This window comes from Pseudomonas sp. PI1 (assembly GCF_000812405.1).
Taxonomy (GTDB): domain Bacteria; phylum Pseudomonadota; class Gammaproteobacteria; order Pseudomonadales; family Pseudomonadaceae; genus Pseudomonas; species Pseudomonas citronellolis.
In genome coordinates this window covers 1-21,921 of the sequence record NZ_JWMC01000020.1, presented here as the reverse complement: position 1 = coordinate 21,921, position 21,921 = coordinate 1, and the positions used below count along the sequence as shown (strand labels likewise).

At 70.0% G+C, this 21,921-nt stretch carries 22 protein-coding genes and 1 pseudogene; 11 read left to right on the top strand and 12 right to left on the bottom strand.

Translation table 11 applies throughout. The features are described 5' to 3' along the window. Positions 1–54: 54 nt before the first annotated feature. Together RN02_RS08780 and RN02_RS08775 are read right to left on the bottom strand one after the other, a co-directional pair. Positions 55–606: an ATP-dependent Clp protease proteolytic subunit gene (locus tag RN02_RS08780; protein WP_009619802.1), complete on the bottom strand. Its 552-nt coding sequence runs from the start codon at positions 604–606 to the stop codon at positions 55–57. A gap of 1,080 nt (positions 607–1,686) precedes the next feature. Further along, positions 1,687–2,829: a carboxylate-amine ligase gene (locus RN02_RS08775; RefSeq protein WP_043314119.1), complete on the bottom strand. Its 1,143-nt coding sequence runs from the start codon at positions 2,827–2,829 to the stop codon at positions 1,687–1,689. Between the two features lie 152 nt (positions 2,830–2,981). On the opposite strand from RN02_RS08775, the gene RN02_RS08770 reads away from it, so the two are divergent. Both RN02_RS08770 and RN02_RS08765 read left to right on the top strand, forming a co-directional pair. Then, positions 2,982–4,334 (top strand): iron-containing redox enzyme family protein, encoded by a 1,353-nt coding sequence (locus RN02_RS08770; RefSeq protein WP_043314118.1) that lies wholly within the window; start codon positions 2,982–2,984, stop codon positions 4,332–4,334. Further along, a complete protein-coding gene (locus tag RN02_RS08765; protein WP_043314117.1) occupies positions 4,331–5,281 on the top strand; it encodes a N5-glutamine methyltransferase family protein in 951 nt (316 codons plus the stop codon). Before RN02_RS08770 ends, RN02_RS08765 begins: the two co-directional genes overlap by 4 nt. A 6-nt stretch (positions 5,282–5,287) precedes the next feature. Here RN02_RS08765 and RN02_RS08760 read toward each other — a convergent pair whose 3' ends face one another. After that, positions 5,288–5,674 (bottom strand): response regulator, encoded by a 387-nt coding sequence (locus RN02_RS08760; protein ID WP_043314116.1) that lies wholly within the window; start codon positions 5,672–5,674, stop codon positions 5,288–5,290. Between the two features lie 244 nt (positions 5,675–5,918). Here RN02_RS08760 and RN02_RS08755 point away from each other — a divergent pair, with 244 nt between their 5' ends. Continuing rightward, a complete protein-coding gene (locus RN02_RS08755; RefSeq protein ID WP_043314115.1) occupies positions 5,919–6,449 on the top strand; it encodes a hypothetical protein in 531 nt (176 codons plus the stop codon). 11 nt (positions 6,450–6,460) lie between these two features. Continuing rightward, on the top strand, positions 6,461–6,910 hold the full coding sequence (locus tag RN02_RS08750) for a DUF421 domain-containing protein (protein ID WP_009619789.1): 450 nt from the start codon (positions 6,461–6,463) through the stop codon (positions 6,908–6,910). A gap of 25 nt (positions 6,911–6,935) precedes the next feature. On the opposite strand, the gene RN02_RS08745 is transcribed toward RN02_RS08750, so the two are convergent. Both RN02_RS08745 and RN02_RS08740 read right to left on the bottom strand, forming a co-directional pair. Continuing rightward, entirely contained in the window at positions 6,936–7,352 is a 417-nt protein-coding gene (locus RN02_RS08745) for a low affinity iron permease family protein (protein ID WP_043314132.1), read from the bottom strand. 91 nt (positions 7,353–7,443) lie between these two features. Further along, positions 7,444–7,686 carry a hypothetical protein gene (locus RN02_RS08740; protein WP_043266479.1) on the bottom strand — a complete coding sequence of 81 codons (243 nt, stop codon included), beginning with the start codon at positions 7,684–7,686 and terminating at the stop codon, positions 7,444–7,446. A 178-nt stretch (positions 7,687–7,864) separates the two neighbouring features. Between RN02_RS08740 and RN02_RS08735 the strand changes: the two genes are divergently transcribed. After that, entirely contained in the window at positions 7,865–8,980 is a 1,116-nt protein-coding gene (locus RN02_RS08735; RefSeq protein ID WP_043314114.1) for a mechanosensitive ion channel family protein, read from the top strand. Positions 8,981–8,989: 9 nt separating this feature from the next. Here RN02_RS08735 and RN02_RS08730 read toward each other — a convergent pair whose 3' ends face one another. Together RN02_RS08730 and katE are read right to left on the bottom strand one after the other, a co-directional pair. Beyond that, positions 8,990–10,060: a DUF748 domain-containing protein gene (locus RN02_RS08730; RefSeq protein WP_009619780.1), complete on the bottom strand. Its 1,071-nt coding sequence runs from the start codon at positions 10,058–10,060 to the stop codon at positions 8,990–8,992. A gap of 354 nt (positions 10,061–10,414) precedes the next feature. Continuing rightward, a complete protein-coding gene (katE, locus tag RN02_RS08725; RefSeq protein WP_043314113.1) occupies positions 10,415–12,541 on the bottom strand; it encodes a catalase HPII in 2,127 nt (708 codons plus the stop codon). 183 nt (positions 12,542–12,724) lie between these two features. On the opposite strand from katE, the gene RN02_RS08720 reads away from it, so the two are divergent. From RN02_RS08720 to RN02_RS08705, 4 genes are read left to right on the top strand one after another with little or no spacing between them, the layout of a single operon-like run. Further along, positions 12,725–13,750: an acyl-CoA dehydrogenase gene (locus RN02_RS08720; RefSeq protein WP_043314112.1), complete on the top strand. Its 1,026-nt coding sequence runs from the start codon at positions 12,725–12,727 to the stop codon at positions 13,748–13,750. Then, positions 13,747–14,508, top strand: coding sequence for a PIG-L deacetylase family protein (locus RN02_RS08715; protein WP_043314111.1), 762 nt, complete (start codon positions 13,747–13,749; stop codon positions 14,506–14,508). The genes RN02_RS08720 and RN02_RS08715 overlap by 4 nt, the downstream gene beginning before the upstream one ends. Continuing rightward, positions 14,505–15,089 (top strand): class I SAM-dependent methyltransferase, encoded by a 585-nt coding sequence (locus RN02_RS08710; protein WP_043314110.1) that lies wholly within the window; start codon positions 14,505–14,507, stop codon positions 15,087–15,089. The genes RN02_RS08715 and RN02_RS08710 overlap by 4 nt, the downstream gene beginning before the upstream one ends. Next, positions 15,086–15,757, top strand: coding sequence for a glycosyltransferase (locus RN02_RS08705; RefSeq protein WP_043314109.1), 672 nt, complete (start codon positions 15,086–15,088; stop codon positions 15,755–15,757). The genes RN02_RS08710 and RN02_RS08705 overlap by 4 nt, the downstream gene beginning before the upstream one ends. A 64-nt stretch (positions 15,758–15,821) precedes the next feature. On the opposite strand, the gene RN02_RS34450 is transcribed toward RN02_RS08705, so the two are convergent. Both RN02_RS34450 and RN02_RS08700 read right to left on the bottom strand, forming a co-directional pair. Then, the gene (locus RN02_RS34450; protein ID WP_268872057.1) at positions 15,822–15,956 is read right to left on the bottom strand and encodes a PSPA7_2676 family Cys-rich small protein; all 135 of its coding nucleotides are present in this window, start codon (positions 15,954–15,956) and stop codon (positions 15,822–15,824) included. Between the two features lie 53 nt (positions 15,957–16,009). Beyond that, a complete protein-coding gene (locus RN02_RS08700; RefSeq protein WP_009619767.1) occupies positions 16,010–16,252 on the bottom strand; it encodes a hypothetical protein in 243 nt (80 codons plus the stop codon). Between the two features lie 1,096 nt (positions 16,253–17,348). Between RN02_RS08700 and RN02_RS08695 the strand changes: the two genes are divergently transcribed. Continuing rightward, positions 17,349–18,005, top strand: a complete 657-nt coding sequence (locus tag RN02_RS08695) for a phosphoribosyltransferase (protein ID WP_043314108.1) — start codon at positions 17,349–17,351, stop codon at positions 18,003–18,005. Positions 18,006–18,153: 148 nt separating this feature from the next. Continuing rightward, positions 18,154–18,303 (top strand): annotated as a pseudogene (locus RN02_RS08690) (general stress protein); the annotation flags it as partial. Positions 18,304–18,512: 209 nt separating this feature from the next. On the opposite strand, the gene RN02_RS08685 reads toward RN02_RS08690, so the two are convergent. The 3 genes from RN02_RS08685 to RN02_RS08675 all read right to left on the bottom strand — a co-directional run bounded on the left by RN02_RS08685 (position 18,513) and on the right by RN02_RS08675 (position 21,395). Beyond that, a complete protein-coding gene (locus tag RN02_RS08685) occupies positions 18,513–18,893 on the bottom strand; it encodes a hypothetical protein (protein WP_043314107.1) in 381 nt (126 codons plus the stop codon). Between the two features lie 126 nt (positions 18,894–19,019). Next, a complete protein-coding gene (locus RN02_RS08680) occupies positions 19,020–19,991 on the bottom strand; it encodes a D-2-hydroxyacid dehydrogenase (RefSeq protein WP_043266498.1) in 972 nt (323 codons plus the stop codon). Between the two features lie 12 nt (positions 19,992–20,003). Beyond that, complete coding sequence (locus RN02_RS08675; RefSeq protein WP_009619761.1) at positions 20,004–21,395, bottom strand: NAD(P)/FAD-dependent oxidoreductase; 1,392 nt, start codon at positions 21,393–21,395, stop codon at positions 20,004–20,006. Positions 21,396–21,921: the final 526 nt, after the last annotated feature.

Below are 21,921 nucleotides of genomic sequence, written 5' to 3'. Positions count from 1 at the left end.
CTCACCTGTGTGGAAAGTCCGTCGCCGCCAGGGTTCGAAGAATCTGCCCGGGCGTCAGGCGTGCACCGTCCACTGGCAGGTGGAATCGGCGATGGGCATGGCGTCCACCCGCTCGACCAGGCCGCAGGCGATGGCTTCCTGCGCCCCGAGGATGCGCGGGTAGGCCATCAGGTAGCTGGGAATGTCCAGGCGCTCCGCCGCGCCCCGGGTGCGCTCGTCGACGATGTCGGCGTAGAGCTTCAGGTCGTAGTCCAGGCTCATGGCGTATTCCGCCATGCGCGCATGGTCCACCGCGCCGTGCAGCGACCAGTGGAAGGGGTGGAACAGGAACTTGCTGTACAGGCACGCGGTGCGCACCTGGCCGGCGAGGAACAGGATGTTGCCCATGGACTCGACTGTGCCGAGGTTGTGGGTGTCCACCTGCACCGGCAGCGAGAGCAGGTAGTTGTAGAGGGTGAAGCCGTAGCTGCAGTCGCCGCCCATGGTGGCGATGTTCAGCTGCAGGTGGCTGGCGCCCTGCTGCAGGGCGCGGGTGCAGGTGCTGATGAGGTTGCCGCAGGTGGAGGAGTTGATCGGGCCGGTGAAGTGGATGATGTGGGTGGACATGGGGGCTCCTGGGGGCGTGGGTCGCTGGGCTGGACTCTCTGGTGAGTCGCGGGGGTGGGTGGGGGAGCCATTGGGGCGACGAATGGTGGTGAGGTGTAGTTCCGTCCTTCACTTCGTCATTCCCGCGAACGCGGGACGCGGCTCCATCGCGAACAGCGCTTGCGCTGGCCCGAAGGGGAATAACCCAGCTGCCTTGGCTTGGGTGTTTCTGCGCCGCTCCGAGTTTGCTCGACTGTCTTGTTTCGCCCCCTCGGGCGAGTCACTTCTTTCAAACGCCAAAGAAGTAACCAAGAAGGCTTGCCCCGACATACGGGCCCGACACAGTCGGGCTACCCTCACGAATTCCCCCGCCACGGAGGCCCGCCCCGAGGGTACGTCCCTGTAGCCCATCGGGGCTCTCGCGACATCCATGTCGCATGACCTCCTGAGCGCGGGTTTCGCTCGGCCTGCTGAAGGGGCGTTTCGGTGCGCTCGGCTATTTCTCTGGAAGTCCAAATCGCGGACAAGGTCCGCTACGGTTCCAGGAAGCACCGGCGTAGGAGCGGACCTTGTCCGCGATTGGACTCAACGCCCCCGCCGGACACTCCGGTGGCACGGACGGCCCCCTCTCCCGCTTGCGGGAGAGGGCTGGGGTGAGGGTGCTCTTGACCCCGACCGCCGGCGTTATCCGCCGGATCGCGGACAGAGTCCTCCTACGCTGCCCCACCCGCGCCATTCCCATGTAGGAGCGCGCCCTGCGCGCGATTCGCGGGCAGGGCCCGCTCCTACAGTTCCAGGAAAGCCCCGTAGGATGGGTTGAGCGAAGCGATACCCATCACCACGGCAGCATGGGTATCGCAAGCTCAACCCATCCTACGAAGAGCACCTCGGCGCAAGACAGTTGCTCCTACATCTCCGGCAAACACCACACCCCGTAGGATGGGTTGAGCGAAGCGATACCCATCGCCACCACCGCATGGGTTTCGCAGGCTCAACCCATCCTACGAAAAGCGACTCGGTGCAGCAGGCAAGACGGTTGTGCCTACGGCTCCAGGAAGCACCGGCGTAGGAGCGGACCTTGTCCGCGATTGGACTCGCCGGCTACGCCAGCCCCACCGGAGCCTGGCTGTTCTCTTCCAGCAACTCGACCACCACCTCCCGCAACGCCTCATCCACGTCGCCCCCGCGCGCCAGGTGGCGGCGAAAACTGCGAACCTGCCGCACCGCGCTGCCACCCTCGCGGACCAATCGGCAGGCATGGGCATAGGCCCATTCGTTGCCGGCACGCGCCGCTGTCCCACACTGCGCCCAGGCCAGTTCCAGCCACCGCGCCAGGTCCACGCAATCCCCATCGGCCAGCAGAAAGCGCGCCCGGCAACCGTGGCGCTGGGCCTGCCAGTAGTTCTCCGCCAGCAGCGCCCGCAGCCGGTGCGGCTCCTCTGCGTCGGCATCGGCCATGGCCTGGGTGAGCAGCGCGCGGAACAGCCCGGCGATGCACAGCGCATCGGCCAGGCGCGGGCAGGCGTCGCTGATGCGCAGTTCCAGGGTCGGGTAGCGTGCCGAGGGCCGGACGAACCACCAGGCGTGGCCCGGCTCGCGCATCAGGCCCCGGGTGTGGAGCAGCTTCAGGTAGGCCTGGTAGGCCGGCTCGTCGTCGAACCAGGGCGGGATGTCCATCCGCGGCCACTGCCCGGACAGCGCCCGGCGGTAGCTCGCCAGCCCGGTGTGGCGGCCCTGCCAGAACGGCGACGAGCAGCTCAGCGCCAGCAGCAGCGGCGCCCAGGGCAGCACCCGGTTCATCAGCGCCACCCGGTCCAGCCCCGGCGGCACTTCCACGTGCACGTGCAGGCCGCACAGCAGGCTGTTGCGGGCCGGCTGCACGTAGTCCTCGAACAGGGCGCGGTAATGCGCCGGCTCGCTGGGCGCAGCGTCGGCGAGGCGGCTGAACGGGTGCGCGCCCACCACCAGGCTGCGCAGGCCGTGGGCCTGGGCCAACTCGGCCAGCTGCGCGCGGCCGCGGGCGAGGAAGGCGGCGGCCTCGCCCAACTGGCGGAACACCGGGCTGACCAGTTCCGCCTGGCACTGGAACATCTCCTCGGCGAAGCAGTCGCCCAGCGCCCGGCGGCAGGCCTGCCGCCATTCGGGCGGGACCTGCCGGGCCAGGTCGAGGCTGGCGCCGTCGACGAGGAAGGCCTCTTCCTCGATGCCGAAGCGGGCCGGTGGGTGGGCGGGCGTCGCGACCATGGGGATCCCTGCCGGAAGGGTTACAGGATCGACGCCGCGGCCCCGTCCGGGGTTCCGTTTTTCCCACGCGCAGCCGCTGGTGCCGATCGTTGAAACCTTCGCCGCCGGCGCCACTCGCAATGTTCAGGAGCCATCGCCAGAGGAGCCGCCCCATGAACCTGCCCTGCACTCCGCCCCGCGAAGAGGCGGTCGATGCCCGTTCGCTGCACAGGGCGCTGCTCCATGCGCCCCTGGAGCACCTGACGGCGGCCGAAACCTTCCTCGACCGGCAGCTGCGCCAGGCGGCCGAGCTGCCCGTCGACCTGCCCGACGCCCCGGCGGCCTGGCCGCAGTGGCTGGACGCGCGGGCCGCCCGCACCGCGCGGGACTATGCCCGGTACCTGGCCGAGCGGCATGCCGGCGCGCCGCGGCGCTACTTCGGCAACCGCGCCCACGCGCTGCACTTCCTGCGCGGCGTGGCCCCCACCAAGCTGGTGGACGGCGCCTGGCTGTATGGCGTGCTGGGCCATGCCGGCGACGCCCGCCTGCTGCCCCTGCTGCATACCTACCTGGAGGAACTCGGCCGCGGCGTGGCCGCCAGCAACCACGTGCTGATCTACCGCCACCTGCTGGAAAGCCTGGGCTGCGCCGGCGCGGCCGAGCTGTCCGCCGAGCACTACGTGCAGGGCGCGGTGCAACTGGCGCTGGGCTGCCTGGCCGGGCAGCGCCTGCCCGAGCTGATCGGCTACAACCTAGGCTACGAGCTGCCGCCGCTGCACCTGCTGGTGACCACCTGGGAGCTGCAGGAGCTGGGCATCGACGCCACCTACTTCCGCCTCCACGTGACCATAGACAACGCCAGCTGCGGCCACGCCCGCCGGGCCTTGCAGGCGCTCTACAACCATCTGCCGGACAAACCGCGGCGCCGGGCCTTCCTCGCCCGGGTGCGGGCCGGCATGGGGCTGAACGACGTCGGCCTGTCCAGCACCCAGGTGATCGACGGCTTCGACCTCGACCGCGAGCTGCTGGCCATGCTGGAGCGCAAGCAGCCCTTCGCCCGCCACCTGCACAGCGACCGCACGCGCATCCAGGGCCGCACCCTGAACCAGTGGCTGGCCGCGCCCTGGGGCGTGGCCGCGCTGCTGCGGGCGCTGCAGCAGGAGGGCTGGATCCGCCGCGACGCCGACCCGGCGCACAGCCGCTTCTGGCGCCTGGTCAGCGGCCCCGACGCGGCGATGTTCGGCGTCTTCGATGGCTATGAGCAGCAGCTGCTGCACGACTGGATCGCCGGCAGTTGGTCGCCTCCGCACGCCCCTGGCCGGCGCGCGCCGCAGCCGGTGGCGCTGGAAGCGGCGCCGGCCGACCTCGACGAGGAAGAACGCCGGCTGCGCCGCGAACTGGCCCAGCTGGCGCCGCACCAGCGCCGCCGGCACCTGCTGCCGCTGCTGGCCCCGCAGCGCCACTGGACGCCGCTGGGCCTGCTGGCCACCCGCCTGTTCAGCCGGGACCTGGGGGTGGCGCCATGACGCCGCTGCCGCCACGCCTGGAAGCCCTGCTGGCGCTGGGGCGGCGCCTGCGCGGGGAAGGCTACGCCTTCGTCACCGTGAGCCCGGCCACCCACGCGCGGGTCAATGCCCGCGAGGAAAACGCCCTGGCCCGCGACCTGCGCGACGTCTTCGGCTGGAGCCGGCCCTTCGCCGAGGACCTGCTCGAGCGCTCGCTGTTCTCCCTGCTGGCGGCCGCCGACCTGTTGCAGTGGGACGGCCGCCACTGGCGCAGCAAGGTGCGCTGGTCGAGCCTGGAGGACCAGTTGTTCGCCCATTCGGCCTACCCCACCGAGGCGGCCGAGGCGGTGTTCTTCGGCCCCGACACCTACCGCTTCGCCCGCGCCATCGCCCAGCACCTGCGCACGCTGGACAGCCGCGACATCCATCGCGCGGTGGACATCGGCTGCGGCGCCGGGCCCGGCGCCATCCTCCTCGCCAGGGCCTGCCCGCAGGCGGAGATACATGCGGTGGACATCAACCCCCACGCCCTGGCCTTCACCCGCGTCAACGCGCTGCTGGCCGAGGCGCCGCAATTGCAGGTGCGCCGCAGCGACCTGCTGGAGGGCCTGGCCGGCGACTTCGACCTGATGGTCGCCAACCCGCCCTACATGCTCGACGCGGCCCAGCGCACCTACCGCCATGGCGGCGGCTCCCAGGGCGCGGAGCTGTCGTTGCGCATCCTCGAAAGCGCCCTCGGCCGCCTGGCGCCCGGCGGCAGCCTGCTGCTCTACACGGGCGCCGCGGTCATCGACGGCGAGGCGCCGCTGTGGCGCCAGGCGAGCCGGCTGCTGGCGGCCCGCCCCGGCTGGGAATGGCGCTACGAGGAACTGGACCCGGACGTGTTCGGCGAAGAGCTGGAAGTGCCCGCCTACCGCCAGGTGGAACGCATCGCCGCGGTGCTGCTGACCTTGCGGCGCCTGGCCTGATCCCCGTCACAGCCAGGGCTGCACCGGCGGGCTGCACAGCGCCACGCCGATCGCCAGGCCCAGTTCCTCCAGGCCCACCGGCTTGAGCAGCACGGGGTAGGCCCGGGCGTGCAGCGCGGAGCGCTCAGGGTTCTGCGTCAGCACCAGCACCCGCATCAGCGGGCGCAGCGGCAGGTAGGACTCGATCAGCGCGGCGCCGGTGAGCGGCCCGGCGAAAGGCTCGTCCACCAGCATCAGGTCGATCACCACCGGGGACGACAGGTGTTCCAGCGCCTGTTCCGCATCGCCGGCGCCGAGCACCGCATAGCCGCGGTCCAGCAGCAGTTGCTCCAGGCGCCACAACTGGTCGGCCTGCTCGGCGAGCAGCAGCACCACCTTGTTCGTTTCGCTCATGGCTCGTCTCCGTCGGTGAATGGTCCGACTTCCTGGCGAGCAAGAACCACGCCCACCCGCGCGACGATCCAGGCCCCGGCGCAGAGCGCCCGCGCACAGGGTCATGGCAGGACGACATCAGCAGAATGCGCTGGCGGCTCCGCCATGCGCTGCAAAATGCCCAGCGCAGCCGCCGGTAAGCTGGCCGGCACCAAGCGGCGCCGCCGCAGTCGCAGCAAAGAGCGGCCAAGCGAAGGTACCCGCCATGACAGAGCATCCCCGCCCCCTCCCGGCCGAGCCCGCGGAGGAGTTCAGCGAACACAGCCACCCGGTCGCCGAGCACATGGCCGGCCAGCGCCGGGCCTGGCGCCTGGAGCGCCTGGGGCTGGCCGTCCTGCTGGGCATCGTGCTGGTGGCCCTGAGCGGCCTGTTCGCCAGCGGCCCGCTGAGTTCGCGCCAGCTGGCCAGCCAGGATGGCCGGCTGCAGGTGGAGTACGAGCGCTTCGGCCGCATCGGCGCCAGCCACAACCTGCACGTGCGCCTGCGGGGCGCCCCGGGCAGCCCGGCCGAGCTGCGCCTGGGCGGCGACTTCCTCGCCCGCCAGAGCGTGCAGAGCCTGCAGCCGATGCAGCGCGGCGACAGCTGGCGCGGCGGGCTGGCCATCCACGGGCGGCACGACGAACGCGGCGAGTGGCACCTGTTCCTGACCTTGCTGCCCGACGCGCCGGGCCTGCTCGACTACCGGGTGGAAGGCGCCGGCCAGGCCCTGGAATTCAACCAGCTCATCTACCCCTGAGGAGGTGCCCCATGGAGTCGGTCCTGCGCGCCGCGGCCATCTACCTGCTGTTGCTGATCCTCTTCCGCATCGCCGGCAGGCGGTCGCTGGCGGACATCACCACCTTCGACCTGCTGCTGTTGATGATCATCGGCGAGGCCACCCAGCAGGCCCTGCTGGGCAACGACTTCTCGCTGATCAACGCGGCGCTGGTGATAGTCACGCTGATCGTCATCGACGTCGGCCTGTCGCTGCTCAAGCTGCGCCACCCGGCGGTGGACCGGCTGATCGAGGGCTCGCCGACGCTCATCGTCGAGTACGGCCGGCCCTTGCGCGCGCGCCTGGCCGAGGCGCGCCTGCGCGAGGAAGACATCCTCCTCGCCGCGCGCCAGACCCAGGGCCTGGAGCGCATGGAGCAGATCCGCTTCGCCATCCTGGAGAAGAACGGCAAGATCTCCATCATTCCCGAGAGCGGCAAATGAGCGGCTGCGAAGTGTTCCGCATGGATCAGCGCGGCGGCGCGTCGCCTTCGGCCTGCTCCTGGTCGGCCACGCGCTGGGGCGTTTCCCCGGCGCCGGCGCTCTCGCCCATGCGCTGGTAGGTGTCGCGCAGCTTCTGCAGCTGCTCGGCGTCCAGTTCGTCCAGCCCCATCAGGGCGTCGTGGGCCGCGTGGGTGGTGCGCAGCAACTCGTCGATCTTGATGTGCAGGGCGTCGGTGTCGCGGTTCTGGGTGTTCTGGATGAGGAACACCATGAGGAAGGTGACGATGGTGGTCGAGGTGTTGATCACCAGTTGCCAGGTGTCGTTGAAGTGGAAGAAGGGCCCGCTGACGGCCCAGGCCACCAGCAGCGCGCAGGCCACGGCGAAGGTCGGCGGGCGCCCGGCCCATTCCGAGAGCCACTGGGCGAAGCGGGAAAACGACAGCCCGCCGGGCTTTTCCCGCTCGGCGCCAGCCGCGGCCGGGGGCGCCTCGTCGGCCCCCGGCGCGGCCGCCTTCGCAATCTGCCCCGGCCGCTCAGCCCGGGCGCTTCTCATCGCCGATCCCCTGGATGTCGATGTCCTCCGGCGAATACTCCGCCGTCGAGGCCGGGGGCTTCTGCACGCAACCCTCGCTGCCGTCCTCCTCGGGCGTCTCGATGACCGGGCCGGGCCGGCGCGGCTCGCCCTTGCGCTCGCGCACCGGCGCCTTCGGCGGGTCGTCATGTTCGGCCACGGGGCCAGGGCGGGGTTTCTGCACGATGGTGTTCTTCTCGCTCATCACGTTCTCTCCCGGGGCCGAGCCCCCAAAGCCTCTGGTGTCGCCCTCGGTGGAAAAGCGCCGCGGCCGAGAGTTCAGAAGAACTCGCCGGCGGCAGCGCGAGCTTCGCCGTTTTCCTGAACTTCTGCCGCCTCGCCCCGACCAAAACTACTCATACGCATCGATAAGGGGGAACACCATGGCGTCGCTGAATTCCTGGCTCGACCTCGCCTTCCTCGGCCGCCTGCTGCTGGTGGTGGCCGCCGCCTTCGTGGTGGCCGGGCTGCTGCACCTGCTCATCGGTTCCCTGAGAAAGCGCCTGGCGGCCAGGACCAGCCAGTGGGCCCGCTATGCCTCGGCGATCGCCAACAGGACCAGCAACCTGCTGCTGTTCGCCTTCTCGCTGATGCTGGCCCTCAAGCTGGTTGCCCTGCCGGGCAACTGGGAGGCGGCGCTGACCCATGGCTGGTTCGTCATCCTGGCGCTGCAGGTGGCCCTGTGGCTCGACGCCTGCGTGCGCCTGTGGACCGGCGAGCTGGCCCGCTCGCGCTTCGGCGGCATCCGCAACCCGGTGATGGCGACCCTCCTCTCGGTGGTGATCCTGATCGTCGTCTGGGCCGTGATGCTGCTGTCCATCCTGGCCAACCTGGGCGTCGACATCACCGCGCTGATCGCCAGCCTGGGCGTGGGCGGTATCGCCGTGGCGCTGGCCGTGCAGACCATCCTCAGCGACGTGTTCGCGTCCCTCTCGATCGGCTTCGACAAGCCCTTCGAGATCGGCGACTTCGTGGTGTTCGGCGACGTGGCCGGCACCATCGAGCACATCGGCCTGAAGACCACGCGCATCCGCAGCCTCAGCGGCGAGCAGATCGTCTGCTCGAACACCGAGCTGCTCAAGCAGACGCTGCACAACTACAAGCGGATGAACACCCGGCGCATCGTCTTCCAGTTCGGCATCAGCTATCGGACCTCGGCCGAGCAGGCCAAGGCGGTGGCGGAGCTGGTGAAGGAAATCATCGACGCCCAGCGCGAGGCGAAGTTCGACCGCGCCCACTTCCTCTGCTTCGACGAGAGCCGCCTGCTCTACGAGGTCGTCTACATCATGCAGACGGCCGACTACAACCGTTACATGGACGTGCAGCAGCAGATCAACCTGGGGCTGCTGGCCGGGGTGCAGGCGCTGGGCGTCGACTTCGCCTTCCCGGTCCGCGAGCTGCGCAACGTCGAGGCGCCGGGCGATACCCCGCGCGGCCAGGAACGCCATTTCGCCCGCCCGCCGGCGCAGAACGGCGGCCAGGGCTCCACCAGCCATTGAGCGGGCGCCTCAGTCCTCGGGCGCGGAACGCTCGTAGCGCGCGCTGAACGCCTGGATGAAGGCGTTGCGCAGGATGCCGAGGAAGGCCTGGAACGCGCTGACGTCCCGGTCATGGATGTTGCCGCTGAGCTCGACGCGGGTCGCGAACTGGTCCTTGCGCTGGTTCTTCAGCAGCGTCTCGCCGCCGCCCACCAGCGCCTCCCAGATGGAGCGGAACAGGCCCTTGTCCTTCTCCTCCACGTCCTGCTGCCAGTTGAACACGTCGACGTCGCGCAGCAGCGGCTTGATGTAGCCGCTGAGCCGGCCCTCGTCCGCCCTGGCCTCGATCACCAGGGTGCCGTGGCCCTGGTTGAAGTCGAACTTGCCGTAGGCCGCGGCGAAGTCGTTCACCCGCCGCAGCTCCACGTCGCTGGCGCGCAGGCGCAGCTCGAAGTCCTCGAAGTTGGCGAAGGGGTCGAAGGACGCCTGCACCTCCAGCGGCGCCTGGCCGAACAGCTGGGCGTGGCCTTCGAAGCGGGCCACCCGCTCGCCCTTCTCGTCCCTCACGTTGGTCAGGTTGTACAGGCTCGCCTGCACCGCACTGGCGGTAAGGTGCACCGGCGGCCTGGAGCGGTAGTTGCGGAAGTGGATGCGGCCGTCGTCGATGCGCACCTCGTCCAGAGTGATGGGCAGCAGCTTGTCCAGCTGCTCGCGCCAGTCGGTGCCGGCGCCGCTCTGGGAGTCCTGGCGGTCGCCGCCGTCGACGAAGTTCAGCTGCGGCCGCAGGAACACCACCCGCGCCACAATGCCGTGGTCGTACCAGAGCGCGTGCCAGCTCACCGAGAGGTCGATCACCGGCGCGTCCAGCAGCGGCACCGGCACCTTGCCGTTGACCTTGACGATCTTCAGGCCATTGATCCGGTAGGCCCCGCGCCACAGCGCGAGATCGACGTCGGCGAGCTGGCCGTGGTAGTCGCCCATGCGGTCGAGCTTGCCGTTGAGGTAGTCGCGGATCACGTAGGGCAACGCGACATGCGCGACCAGCAGCAACGCCAGGATCGCCAGGACGCTCGACAGGAGCAGGCTGTAGCGTCTTTTCATCACCGCCTCCGGAGCTTCTCTGGCAGTGGACTGGCGCAGCGGACGGCGAGTTCAGTGCGGTGGCGGCCAGTCCGCGATGGGTGCGGCCAGACGAGTGTGGAGTCAGGGTTGGCAGCGGTGTGTGGGCGAAGTCCGCTGCCCTCACCCCAGCCCTCTCCCAGAGGGAGAGGGGGCTGTCCGTGCCACCGGGGTGTCCGGTGCGCTTGGTGAGTCTAATCGCGGACAAAGTCCGCTCCTACGCCCCCGGCAAACACAACTCGTAGGATGGCGTTGAGCGAAGCGATACCCATCACCACAACCGGCAAGACAGTTGCTCCTACGTCCGTGCCTTCTGGCCGTAGGAGCCTCCCCACATCACGCCGGCACTGCCCCCACCTGCGCCTCCCTCGCCCAGATACGATGCTGCAGCAATGCGTTCTTCAACCCGCCGAACACATCCCCCGCCGTCGCCCCCATCACCAGGCCGTCATCCGGTTGCAGCCCCAGTTGCCCCGGCAACGCCTGCGCATCGCCGCTGAAGGCCAGCGGCTTGAGGTGCTTGTAGGCCTCCAGCAGGTAATGCAGGCCACGGCCGTCCCCGCCCAGGGTGACCGCCACCCCGCCCGGCACGTAGACCGCGTCGAAGGCCACCGAGGGCAGGCCGTCCCAGGTACCCTGGGGCACCAGGCTGGTGCCGCTGTCGGTCTTGACCGGCGCCGCCGTGGGGCCGATCAGCTTGGCGCTGGCGCCCTCCGCGCCCAGGGCCTGGAGCATGTCGACGATCTCGCTCTCGCTGGCGCCATCGGCCACCAGGATCGCCACCTTGCGCGAACGGATGTCGCCGGCCAGCAGGTTCACCTGGCTGAGCGCCGGCGATGGCTGCGGCGCCGGGCGCTGCGGGGCCTTCGCCGTGACCTGCACGCCGATCTGCGCGGCCACCCGCGCGGCCAGCTGGGCGTCGATGTTCACCAGCACCTCGTTGACCTCGCGCTCGCGGATCGCCTGGCGCTCCACCTTGCCCAGCTCGAAGGCGTAAGCGGCCACCACGTGATTCTGCTCGGCCTCGCTCAGGCTGTGCCAGAACAGCGCGGCCTGGCTGAAGTGGTCGGCGAAGGACGCCGCGCGCTCGCGCACCTTGCTGCCGGTCATCGGCTCGTGGTAGCTGACGAAGCCGCCCTGGCGCGCCGCCGGCGGGGTTTCCCGGGGCCAGCCGGCGTCGATGGAGTTGGGCTCGTAGGAAGCCCGCCCGCGATGCAGGCTGTGCTGGTGGTAGGCGTCGCGCTGGTTGTTGTGGAACGGGCACAGCGGCTGGTTGATCGGGATCTGGTTGAAGTTCGGCCCGCCCAGGCGCAGCAGCTGGGTGTCGGTGTAGGAGAACAGCCGGCCCTGCAGCAGCGGGTCGTTGCTGAAATCGATGCCCGGCACTATGTGGCCGACGTGGAAGGCCACCTGCTCGGTCTCGGCGAAGAAGTTGTCCGGGTTGCGGTCCAGCACCATGCGCCCGAGCAGCTGCACCGGCACCTGTTCCTCGGGCACCAGCTTGGTGGCGTCGAGCAGGTCGAAGTCGAACTTGTCCTGATCATCCTCGGCGATCACCTGCACGCCCAGCTCCCATTCCGGGTAGTCGCCCTTCTCGATGTCCTCCCAGAGCGTGCGGCGGTTGAAGTCCGGGTCCTTGCCGGCGAGCTTCTGCGCCTCGTCCCAGACCAGCGAGCAGGTGCCGGACTTCGGCCGCCAGTGGAACTTCACCAGGTGGCTCTCGCCGTTGGCGTTGACCAGGCGGAAGGTATGCACGCCGAAGCCCTGCATGTTGCGGAAGGCGATGGGGATGGCGCGGTCGGACATCAGCCACATGACCATGTGCGCCGACTCCGGCTGCAGCGAGACGAAGTCCCAGAAGGTGTCGTGGGCCGAGGCGCCGGTGGGGATTTCGTTGTGCGGCTCGGGCTTCACCGCGTGGACGAAGTCGGGGAACTTGATCGCGTCCTGGATGAAGAACACCGGCATGTTGTTGCCCACCAGGTCGAAGTTGCCCTCCTCGGTGTAGAACTTCACCGCGAAGCCGCGCACGTCGCGCACGGTGTCGGCCGAGCCGCGCGGGCCCTGCACGGTGGAGAAGCGCACGAACACCGGGGTGCGCTTGCCGGCCTTGCCCAGGAACGCCGCCTTGGTCAGCGCGCTGCAGTCCTCGTAGGCCTCGAAATAGCCGTGGGCCGCCGAGCCGCGGGCATGCACCACGCGCTCGGGAATGCGCTCGTGGTCGAAGTGGGTGATCTTCTCGCGCAGTATGAAGTCTTCGAGCAGCGAGGGGCCGCGCGGGCCGGCGCGGAGGCTGTTCTGGTTGTCGGCGATGCGCGTGCCGGTATTGGTGGTCAGGGCCTGCCCGGTGGCGTCCTCGCGGTAGCGCTCCAACTGCTCCAGCTTCTCGTTGCCGTTGCCGCGGTCGGTGGTCTGGGTCCCCGCCAGTTGGCTCTGCTTGCCGGACTCTTTGTTCTGCGTCATCTGTCCATCTCCTGATCAGGTGGGCGGCGCCCATGGGCGCGCTGGCTCTTGGTTGGGGGCGGGCGCGGCGGCGGAGTTCAGGCTTTTTTCCCCGGCGGTAGGCCGGCGGCGCGTTCGGCGTTCGGTTTGAACCTCCGGCCTTGCCCGGCAGTCGGCTGGGAAACGACCTTCGCCGGAGCCGCCATGTCCCACGACCTGCCCACCGGCCTGCTGCAGGCCCTCGCCGACTTCGAACTCCCCCGCGACCTCAGCCGCCAGCCCGACACGCTGGGCCGGCGCCTGCGCGAGCTGTGCGCCGCCGGCCTCGACCAGTTGCCCCGCCCCGGCAGCGGCCGCACCCTGCAGCGCTGGCAGGCGCTGGCCACGGTGGCCGGCGCCGACCTGTCGCTGCTCAAGCTGTACGAAGGCCACACCGATGCCCTGGCGATCCTCGCCGAGCTGGCCCCCGAAGTGCCGCGGCGCCCCGGCGTCTGGGCGGTGTGGGCCGCCGACCCGCCAAGCCAGCGGGTACGCATCGAGGCGCGCCGGGGCGACGAGGTGCGCATCAGCGGGGTCAAGCCCTGGTGCTCCGGCGCCACCCAGGTGGACCAGGCGCTGCTCAGCGTCCGGGACGAGAACCAGCGCCCGCAACTGGTGGCGGTGAGCCTCAGGCAGCCGGGCGTGCAGGTCGCCGAGGGCGGCTGGAACGCGGTGGGCATGGCCGCCACCGCCAGCGTCGAGGTCAGCTTCGAGGCAGCCGGGGCGCGTTGCGTGGGCGGGCCGCTGGCCTACCTGGAACGCCCGGGCTTCTGGCACGGCGCGGCGGGCATCGCCGCCTGCTGGTACGGCGCGGCCAGCCGCCTGGCCAGTTACCTGCACCACGGCCACACCGACGACCCGCACGCCATGGCCCACCTGGGCGCGGTGGACGCCGCCCTGGCCGGCGCCGCCGGCGCGCTGCGCGAATGCGCCGGCTGGATCGACGACAACCCCGACGCCTGCGCCGAACTCTGCGCCCGGCGCGTGCGGGCCCAGGTCGAGGGCGCCGTGGAGGCGGTGCAATGGCACGTCGGCCGCGCCCTGGGCGCCACGCCCTTCTGCCGCGACCAGCATTTCGCCCAGTTGGCCGCCGACCTGCCGGTATTCCTGCGCCAGAGCCATGGCGAGCGCGACCTGGCCTTCCTCGGCCTGCGCCTGGCCGCCCAGACCGCCGAGGCCTGGGCGCTATGAGCGCGGCGCAGGACCCGATAGCCGCGGCCGGCGCCGGCACCGACCCGCAGGCCTGGCGCGCCTGCCGGGCGCTGCAGCGCTTGCCGCGGATCACCCCGCAGACGCTGCTGGGCGACGGGCGCCTGGTGCTGGTGGCGCCGCACCCCGACGACGAGGTGCTCGGCTGCGGCGGCCTGCTCGCCAGCCTGGGCGACTGGGCCGGCGAGCTGCTGCTGGTGTCGGTCACCGATGGCGAGGCCAGCCACCCCGGCTCGTCCCGCTGGACGCGCGAACGCCTGCGCGAAGTGCGCCCGCAGGAGAGCCGCGAGGCCCTCGCCCGCCTCGGCCTGGACCTGCCGCGCCTGCGCTGGCGGCGCCTGGGCATGGCCGACGGCCAGGTCGACGCGGCCACCCTCGATAGCGCCCTGCGCGGCCTGCTGCGCCCCGGCGACAGGCTGCTCAGCACCTGGCGCCGCGACGGCCACCCGGACCACGATCAGGTCGGCCTGGCCTGCGCGGCGGCAGCCGCTACTTCCGGTGCGCGCCATTGCGAAGTGGCGATCTGGGCCTGGCACTGGGCCGCCCCCGGCGACCCGCGCCTGCCCTGGGCGCGGGCCCGGCGCCTGGACCTGGACGCACGCGCCCGGGGGCGCAAGCGCCGGGCCATCGCCGCCCATGCCAGCCAGTTGCAAGCGGACCCCACCCGCGGCGCCGGCCCCATCCTCGGCCCGCACCTGCTGGAAACCCTCAGCCAACCCTTCGAGGTGTACTTCCTGTGAGCCTGCCCGCCAGCCATTTCGAGGCGCTGTACGCCGACGATCCCGACCCCTGGGCCTTCCGCACCCGCTGGTACGAACGGCGCAAGCGCGCGCTGCTGCTGGCCTGCCTGCCGCGCCCGCGCTTCGCCCGCGGCTTCGAGCCGGCCTGCGCCAACGGCGAACTGAGCATCGAACTGGCCCAGCGCTGCGACGAACTGCTGTGCAGCGACCCCAGCGCCACCGCCGTGAGCCTGGCACGCCAGCGCCTGGCCAGTTGCGAGCACGCCCGCGTGCGCCAGGGCGGCCTGCCCCAGGACTGGCCCGCCGGCTGTTTCGACCTGGTGGTGCTCAGCGAGCTGGGTTACTACCTCGATGCGGAGTCCTGGCGCCTGGCCTGCGAACGCGCCGCCGCCAGCCTGGAGCGCGGCGCCGCGCTAGCGGCCTGCCACTGGCGCCATCCGATCCAGGGCTGCGAACTGGCCGGCGACGCCGTCCATGCCCTGCTCGCCGAGGCCATGGGCATGCCGGCGCGGGTCTGCCACCTGGAACCGGACTTCCGCCTGGAGCTGTGGTTCGACGGCAACGCCGGGGCCGCCCCGTGATCGGCGTGCTGGTGCCGGCGCACAACGAGGAACAGCGCCTGCGTGGCTGCCTGTTGTCACTGCTGGAAGCGGCGCGCCACCCGGCCCTGAACGGCGAGCCGGTAACCGTGCTGGCAGTGCTCGACAGCTGCACCGACGGCAGCGCGGCCATCGCCGCCGAGCTGGGCGTGGCGGTGCTGCCGGTGAGCGCGCGCAACGTCGGCCAGGCCCGCCGCGCCGGCGCCCAGCACCTGCTGGGCCTGGGCGCGCGCTGGCTGGCCTGCACCGACGCCGACAGCCGCGTCGGCCCCGACTGGCTGGCGCGCCAGCTGGCCTTCGACGCCGAGGCGGTGTGCGGCACGGTGCGCCTGGACGACTGGTCGGCCCATGCCCCCGAGGTGCAGGCGCGCTACCTGCGCCACTACCAGTCCCGCGAGGGCCACCGCCACGTGCACGGCGCCAACCTGGGCATCTGCGCCCTCGCCTATCGCCGCGCCGGCGGCTTCCGCCCACTGCCCTGCGACGAGGATGTGCACCTGGTGCGCGACCTGGAACGCTGCGGCGCGCGCATCGTCTGGACGCACCAGACCTGCGTGACCACCAGCGCCCGCCGCGACTACCGCGCCCACGGCGGTTTCGGCGCCTACCTGGAGAGCCTCGCCGAACTGCCGCTGGCGCAGGGCGAATGAGCCATCGCCGGCGCACCCGCGAGCGGCCGATCGCCCTCGACCAGCAGCCAGGGGCTCAGGGCAGCTAGGCCGCGGCGGCGTAGCGGTGCGCGCCGCAGCGCCGGCAGCACTGGTGCAGCAGGCGCTCGCGGCCCACCTCCAGCACCTCCCGGCCTTCCCACTCGCAGCCCCTGAGCAGGCACAACAGGGCGGACTTCATGCCGACGGCCCCCCTGCCCGGGACGGCTTGCAAGGTTTCATCACGCGCCAGCCTCAGGCCACGCCATCCAGGGCGCCGGCCTGCCAGCCGTCGCCGGGGCCGGGCTCGCCCTCGCAGGGCGTCAGCGGGACGATGCGCAGCTCGGTGATGTCCGCCGGGTTGCTGTCCGAATGCAGGCTTTCCAGCTGGAAGCGCGCCTGGTCGGGGGTCAGGTTGCCGCTGGGGGCATCCACCTCGTGGGAGCAGGGCTGGCCTTCGAGCTCGTAATGGATGCGAAAGCGCGGGGGCTGCGCCATGGTCGTGTTCCTCCGTGGTGCGTGGTCTCCGGCTGACCGGCGCCCCGGGCCAAGGTTCAGCCGCGCTCGCCGACCGGCCTACCGCGCCAAGGACGCCGCGGAGGAACAGGATGGTGTTGAGCCTGCGAAACCCATGCGGTTGCGCCGATGGGTATCGCTTCGCTCAACACCATCCTACGAAAAGCCATGCTCGCTCCCACGCAACCCCACCCGCGTCATCCCCCTGTAGGAGCGCGCCCTGCGCGCGAATCGCGGGCAGGGCCTCCTACAATTCCAGGGAGGTACGGCCGTAGGAGCGGACTCTGTCCGCGATTGGACTCACCGGCAACGCCGGACACTCCGCTGGCACGAACAGCTCCCTCTCCCGCTTGCGGGAGAGGGCTGGGGTGAGGGTGCTCTTAAAACCCCGCCACCGGGAACTCCATATCTCCGAGCAATGGTTTTGCCCCCGCACCGAGGCGCTCTTCGTAGGATGGGTTGAGCCTTGGCGATACCCATGCGGTCATGGCGATGGGTATCGCTTCGCTCAACACCATCCTACGAAAAGCCATGCTCGCTCCTACGCAACCCCACCCGCGCCATTTCCCTGTAGGAGCGCGCCCTGCGCGCGAATCGCGGGCAGGGCCTCCTACAATTCCAGGGAGGTACGGTTTTGCCCCCCGCACCAAGGCGCTCTTCGTAGGATGGGTTGAGCTTGCGATACCCATGCGGTTGCGCTGATGGGTATCGCTTCGCTCAACACCATCCTACGAAAAGCCGTGCCCGCTCATGCGCCAGGACGCCGTCCGCGAGTTGAAATCCCCCCTGTATAAGAAGAAGTTATAACGACGCTTCGCCAGCCAGTTACCGTCATTTCCTGACGTCGGCTTTTCGGCGCGAGCGGGGCCAGCGGCCCCCTGCCCTGCGCTTCCTGCTCTGCCCGCCGCCGCACTGAAAACCTGAACGCCCGCCCCGCTGCCTTCTCAAACCAGAATGAACCACGGGACGAGGTACGCAGCATGTCCTCCAGCGAAGCCGGGCGCGAACGCCTTTGCCACGCCGCCGAACCGTTGCCGGAGCCGGACGCGGCGGACACCATCCCCTTCGGAGTCCGACGATGAACGCATTCGACGACCGCCGGCACGCCGGCAAGGCCCTGGCCGAGGCGCTGCGCGAACGGCCCATGCACGAACCCCTGCTGCTGGCCCTGCCCCGCGGCGGCGTGCCGGTGGCCTATGAAATCTCCCTGGCCCTGCAATATCCCCTGGAGCTGCTGCTGGTGCGCAAGATAGGCGCGCCCGGCCACGAGGAATACGCCGTGGGCGCGGTGGTGGAAGGCGACCCGCCCAGGTGGGTGAAGGACGAGGACCTGCTGCGCCAGCTGCGCGTGGCGCCCGACTGGTTCGAACGCCGCCTGGCCGAACAGCTGCGGGAAATCGAGCGCCGCCGCGCCCGCTACTGTGGGCAGCAACCGCTGGCGTCACGCCGCGGCCGCGACCTGATCCTGGTGGACGACGGACTGGCCACCGGCAACAGCGTGCGCGCGGCGCTGCAGGCCCTGCGCGAGGACGACCCGCGGCGGATCATCCTCGCCGTGCCCGTGGGGCCGCCGGCCACCGTGGAGAAACTGCGGCCGCTGGTGGACGAGCTGGTGTGCCTGCTGACGCCTGAGGATTTCCACAGCGTCGGCCACTACTACCGGGACTTCCACCAGCTCGACGACCAGGAGGTCGTCGACCTGCTCCGCCCCTCGCGGACGCCTTCCGGCGCCTGATCCGACGGTGCTTCAACCACTGGCGAAACTTCTTCGAACCATTGTCCGGCGATGCCTTCCCAGTAACTGTGTGGGCCGACTGGCGGCCCACCCAATGGATGCGATGCATCCGAGGAGCACTTTCATGACTTCCAAAAACACCAACCCCGGCAACTTCGCCAACGATCGCGAAAAAGCCTCCGAGGCAGGGAAGAAAGGCGGTCAGCAAAGCGGCGGCAACTTCGCCAACGACCGTGAGAAAGCCTCCGAAGCCGGCCGCAAGGGCGGGCAGCACAGCCATGGAGGCGGGCGCAGCTAAGCCCTCACCCGGTGGAGCCTTTGGCTCCACCGGGGACCCGGCCGGACCGCGTGCCCGAGCTTTGCGGCAAAAAGCGTTTTGAAGGCAAACAGCACTTGGCCGTGGACTTTCCAGGCGGTCCATCGCTTCCGCTGGCGCGTCCTGCACGAAACATCCACTACGCCGCGGGCCCTCCCGGGTCATGGCTCATTCCTCCTGAGAGGTTTCGCTCAATGGGCAAGGCCCTGTTCGCGAGCCCGGCACTGTCGACTTTCGAAATGGCACAGCTCTTCCTGACGACGGGCCTCCCTCGTAGCGGCGATCCGCGAGAGCGCCTCCGCCCTGCCCCGTCCCAGGGCGCTCTCGCTGGCGGCCTGCGCACGGGACAGGCGGCGGTAGGCCAGGGGCACCTTCCAGCCGCCCAGGGCCGCCACCAGCCGGAAGCCCATGTCCACCAGCCAGGTCGGGTAGCGGTCGCCCTGCCGGAAGGGATAGTGGAAGCGGTGGCGGGTCAGGTGGCCGGGCATCTCGCGCACCAGCTCGGCCCGGCACTGCATCACATCGCGCGTGTCGCGCAGCTTCCGGAGCATGTCGAGCGGGCGGAACGGCATCTGCATACCTCGTTGATTGTCGTTGGACGCCAGGTTGCATCTGCATAAAAAAGTGCTGCGCACCTTTGCCGGCGGGCAGCACAAGTGGAGATCGTTAAAGCTCAGCGCGGCAGGCCGGGCCGGTGTTCACTTGAGCACCCCGAGGCGTTGCGCGCCGTCGCTCGAGGCGACGAACTCGGCGATGTTGCCGACGCTCTGGTCGATCAGCCGCTGCATCGCATCGTTGCTGCTCCAGGCCACGTGCGGCGTGAGGATGAAGTTGTCCTGCTCGATCAACTGCAGGATCGGGTTGTCTGGCTGCACCGGCTCGTCCACCAGCACGTCCAGCGCGGCGCCGCCGAGGCGCCCGGCGAGCATCGCCTCGATCAGCGCGGCCTCGTTGACCACGCCGCCGCGGCCGGTGTTGACGATCACCGCGTCGGGCTTCATCCGCGCCAGCTCGGCGGCGCCGACCAGGTCGCGGGTCTCGTCGGTCAGCGGGCAGTTGATCATCAGCACGTCGCTGAGCTGCAGCAGCGTGTCCAGCGGTACGTAGCTGGGCCCGGCGTAGCGGCCGCCGCGGTCATGGAAGACCACGTGCATGCCGATGCCCCTGCCCAGCTCGGCCACGCGCTTGCCGATGGGGCCGTTGCCGACGATGCCGAGCACGCGGCCGCGCAGGTCGCGGATCGGGTAGTCGAAGTAGATGTTCCTGGGCTCGGCGGCGCCGCTGCGCACCCGCTGCATCAGGCGGCTGTAGCTGGAGACCTTGCGGAACAGCTCGAACATCATCGCCACGGCATGCTCGGCCACCGAGTAGGTGGCGTAGCCCGGCACGTTGCTGACCTTGATGCCGTGCGCCCGGCAGTAGTCCAGGTCGACGATATCGGTGCCGGTCAGCGCCAGGGAGATCATCCGCAGGTCGGGTAGCTGGGCCAGGTGTTCCTCGCGCAGCGGCACGCTGCAGGTCAGCGCCACGCTGGCGCCGCGCAGGTGCTCCACCACCTGCTCCGGGCGCGTGTAGCGGTGGCTGACCCAGGTGTGCTCGAAAGGCAGCTTCGGCACGCGGACGTCGGGCCCGATGCCTTCGTCGTCGAGGAAGACGATGCGATGCTTCATTGGAATGCTTTCCTATTTCTTCTGGGCGGGAACGTAGCCGGCGGGGGCCAGCGCGGCGAGCTGCGAGGTCAGGAAGCTGGCGTCCAGGTTGCGGTCCTCCAGGGACTCCTTGCGCACCAGCGCGTCACGCACCAGGTGGGCGCCGATGAAGCGGAACGGCTCCGGCGGGAACAGCTTCATCTTCTGGTTGACCAGGCCGCAGTTGGCCCACTCGTCGTTGGCCTCCTCCACCAGCGACTTGATGATCCGGCTGGCGAACACCGTGGTGCCGACGCCATTGCCGGAGAAGCCGATGCCGAACACGATGTTCGGGTGGCCGCCCAGCTGGCCGAAGTTCGGCAGGCCCTTCATGGCGCGGTCGATCGGGCCGGTCCAGCTGCTGACGATGGGCACGTCGCTCAGTTGCGGGTAGAAGCTGCGCATCTCGGCAGCCACCTTCTGCGCCGCCGGCGTCGGGCGCTCGTAGAGGTCGCCGATCCTGCCGGCGAAGGCGAACTGCCCCAGCGGCTTGCCGAAGACGATGCGCCCGTCGGGGGTGTTGCGGTAGTAGTTGAGCACGGTGCGCGAGTCGGTGATGCACTCGCCGCCGCTGAAGCCGATCTGATCCAGGCGTTCCTTGACCGGCGCGGTGGCCACCATGTCGCTGGACATGACCGCGATCATCCGGCGCAGCTCGGGGAACTGCGCGCCCCAGGCGTTCATGGCGACGACCACCTTCTTCGCCCGCACGCTGCCCTGCGCGGTATGCACCACCGGCTGCTCGGAGCGCTCCAGGGTGGTCAGCGGCGACTTCTCGTAGATCACCACGCCCAGCTCCAGGGCCACCCGGCGCAGGCCGCGGGCCAGCATCGCCGGCTGCACGGTGGCGGCGTTGGGGTCGAAGATGCCGCCCATCATCCGCGCCGAACCGGTGCGCCGGCGCACCTCCTCGCGGGTGAGGTTGCGGAAGGGGTTGACGCCATGGCGTTCGAGGCTGTCGGTGAGCACCTTCCAGGAGTCCACCTGGCGCTGGTTGCTGGCGGTCCACAGCCAGCCGTCCTTGCGGTACTGCGCGTCGATGCCGTGCTCGCGGCAGAAGCTGCCGATCTCGTCGATGGCCGATTCGGCGGCCTCGCAGATGCGCCGCGCTTCCTTCTCGCCGCAGATGCTCATCACCGACAGGTACTTCGCCCACCAGTTGGTGGCGATGCCGCCGTTGCGGCCGCTGGCGCCGGAGCCGCAGCGGTCGCGCTCGACGATGACGATCCGGCGCTCGGGATGCGCCTGCTTCAGGCGGATCGCCGACCACAGGCCGAGGAAACCTCCGCCGACGATGCAGACGTCGGCCTGCTCATTACCCTTGAGCGAGGGGGCGAGGTGACAATCGCGATCCAGCGCCTGCGCATACCAAAAGCCACGGTACATGTGTATTCACCCACTTCGAATGTGATGGTTAGAACACATGTTGCCGAAGGGGACGGCCGGCCACTATCAGGTTACGGACAGATGCTAGAAGCCCGCTGCCGAGTCAATGCCGTTCGCTTGGGAAAGGATGCCGTTTCTCTGGCTGGGGGGGGAACGGGATTTTCATAGGGGCCGAGGCGGTCCTGCGCTCCGATCTACAGGGGCGTTCCGGTGCGCTCGGGTATTTCACCGTAGGGCGCATAACGCCTATGGCGTTATCCGCCGAATCGCGGACGAAGTCCGCTACGCAGCCCCACCCGCACCATTCCCATGTAGGAGCGCGCCCTGCGCGCGAAATCGCGGGCAGGGCCCGCTCCTACAGGTTGCCCCGAGGCACGGCATTCCCCCGTAGCGGACCTTGTCCGCGATGGCCGGACATATCGGCGCGGTTCGCGGATGAGATCCGCTTGTATGGCGTTAGGGTAGGAACCTGTCGGGGGTGGAGGGACAAGACCCGCTTCTGCAAGCCAGACGGTAGGAGACTTCC

Bases quoted from the DNA above. Each gene is read 5' to 3' on its own strand.
- RN02_RS08780 (WP_009619802.1), bottom strand. From the start codon at position 606: ATGTCCACCCACATCATCCACTTCACCGGCCCGATCAACTCCTCCACC.
- RN02_RS08775 (WP_043314119.1), bottom strand. From the start codon at position 2,829: ATGGTCGCGACGCCCGCCCACCCACCGGCCCGCTTCGGCATCGAGGAA.
- RN02_RS08770 (WP_043314118.1), top strand. From the start codon at position 2,982: ATGAACCTGCCCTGCACTCCGCCCCGCGAAGAGGCGGTCGATGCCCGT.
- RN02_RS08765 (WP_043314117.1), top strand. From the start codon at position 4,331: ATGACGCCGCTGCCGCCACGCCTGGAAGCCCTGCTGGCGCTGGGGCGG.
- RN02_RS08760 (WP_043314116.1), bottom strand. From the start codon at position 5,674: ATGAGCGAAACGAACAAGGTGGTGCTGCTGCTCGCCGAGCAGGCCGAC.
- RN02_RS08755 (WP_043314115.1), top strand. From the start codon at position 5,919: ATGACAGAGCATCCCCGCCCCCTCCCGGCCGAGCCCGCGGAGGAGTTC.
- RN02_RS08750 (WP_009619789.1), top strand. From the start codon at position 6,461: ATGGAGTCGGTCCTGCGCGCCGCGGCCATCTACCTGCTGTTGCTGATC.
- RN02_RS08740 (WP_043266479.1), bottom strand. From the start codon at position 7,686: ATGAGCGAGAAGAACACCATCGTGCAGAAACCCCGCCCTGGCCCCGTG.
- RN02_RS08735 (WP_043314114.1), top strand. From the start codon at position 7,865: ATGGCGTCGCTGAATTCCTGGCTCGACCTCGCCTTCCTCGGCCGCCTG.
- RN02_RS08730 (WP_009619780.1), bottom strand. From the start codon at position 10,060: ATGAAAAGACGCTACAGCCTGCTCCTGTCGAGCGTCCTGGCGATCCTG.
- katE (WP_043314113.1), bottom strand. From the start codon at position 12,541: ATGACGCAGAACAAAGAGTCCGGCAAGCAGAGCCAACTGGCGGGGACC.
- RN02_RS08720 (WP_043314112.1), top strand. From the start codon at position 12,725: ATGTCCCACGACCTGCCCACCGGCCTGCTGCAGGCCCTCGCCGACTTC.
- RN02_RS08715 (WP_043314111.1), top strand. From the start codon at position 13,747: ATGAGCGCGGCGCAGGACCCGATAGCCGCGGCCGGCGCCGGCACCGAC.
- RN02_RS34450 (WP_268872057.1), bottom strand. From the start codon at position 15,956: ATGAAGTCCGCCCTGTTGTGCCTGCTCAGGGGCTGCGAGTGGGAAGGC.
- RN02_RS08700 (WP_009619767.1), bottom strand. From the start codon at position 16,252: ATGGCGCAGCCCCCGCGCTTTCGCATCCATTACGAGCTCGAAGGCCAG.
- RN02_RS08695 (WP_043314108.1), top strand. From the start codon at position 17,349: ATGAACGCATTCGACGACCGCCGGCACGCCGGCAAGGCCCTGGCCGAG.
- RN02_RS08685 (WP_043314107.1), bottom strand. From the start codon at position 18,893: ATGCCGTTCCGCCCGCTCGACATGCTCCGGAAGCTGCGCGACACGCGC.
- RN02_RS08680 (WP_043266498.1), bottom strand. From the start codon at position 19,991: ATGAAGCATCGCATCGTCTTCCTCGACGACGAAGGCATCGGGCCCGAC.
- RN02_RS08675 (WP_009619761.1), bottom strand. From the start codon at position 21,395: ATGTACCGTGGCTTTTGGTATGCGCAGGCGCTGGATCGCGATTGTCAC.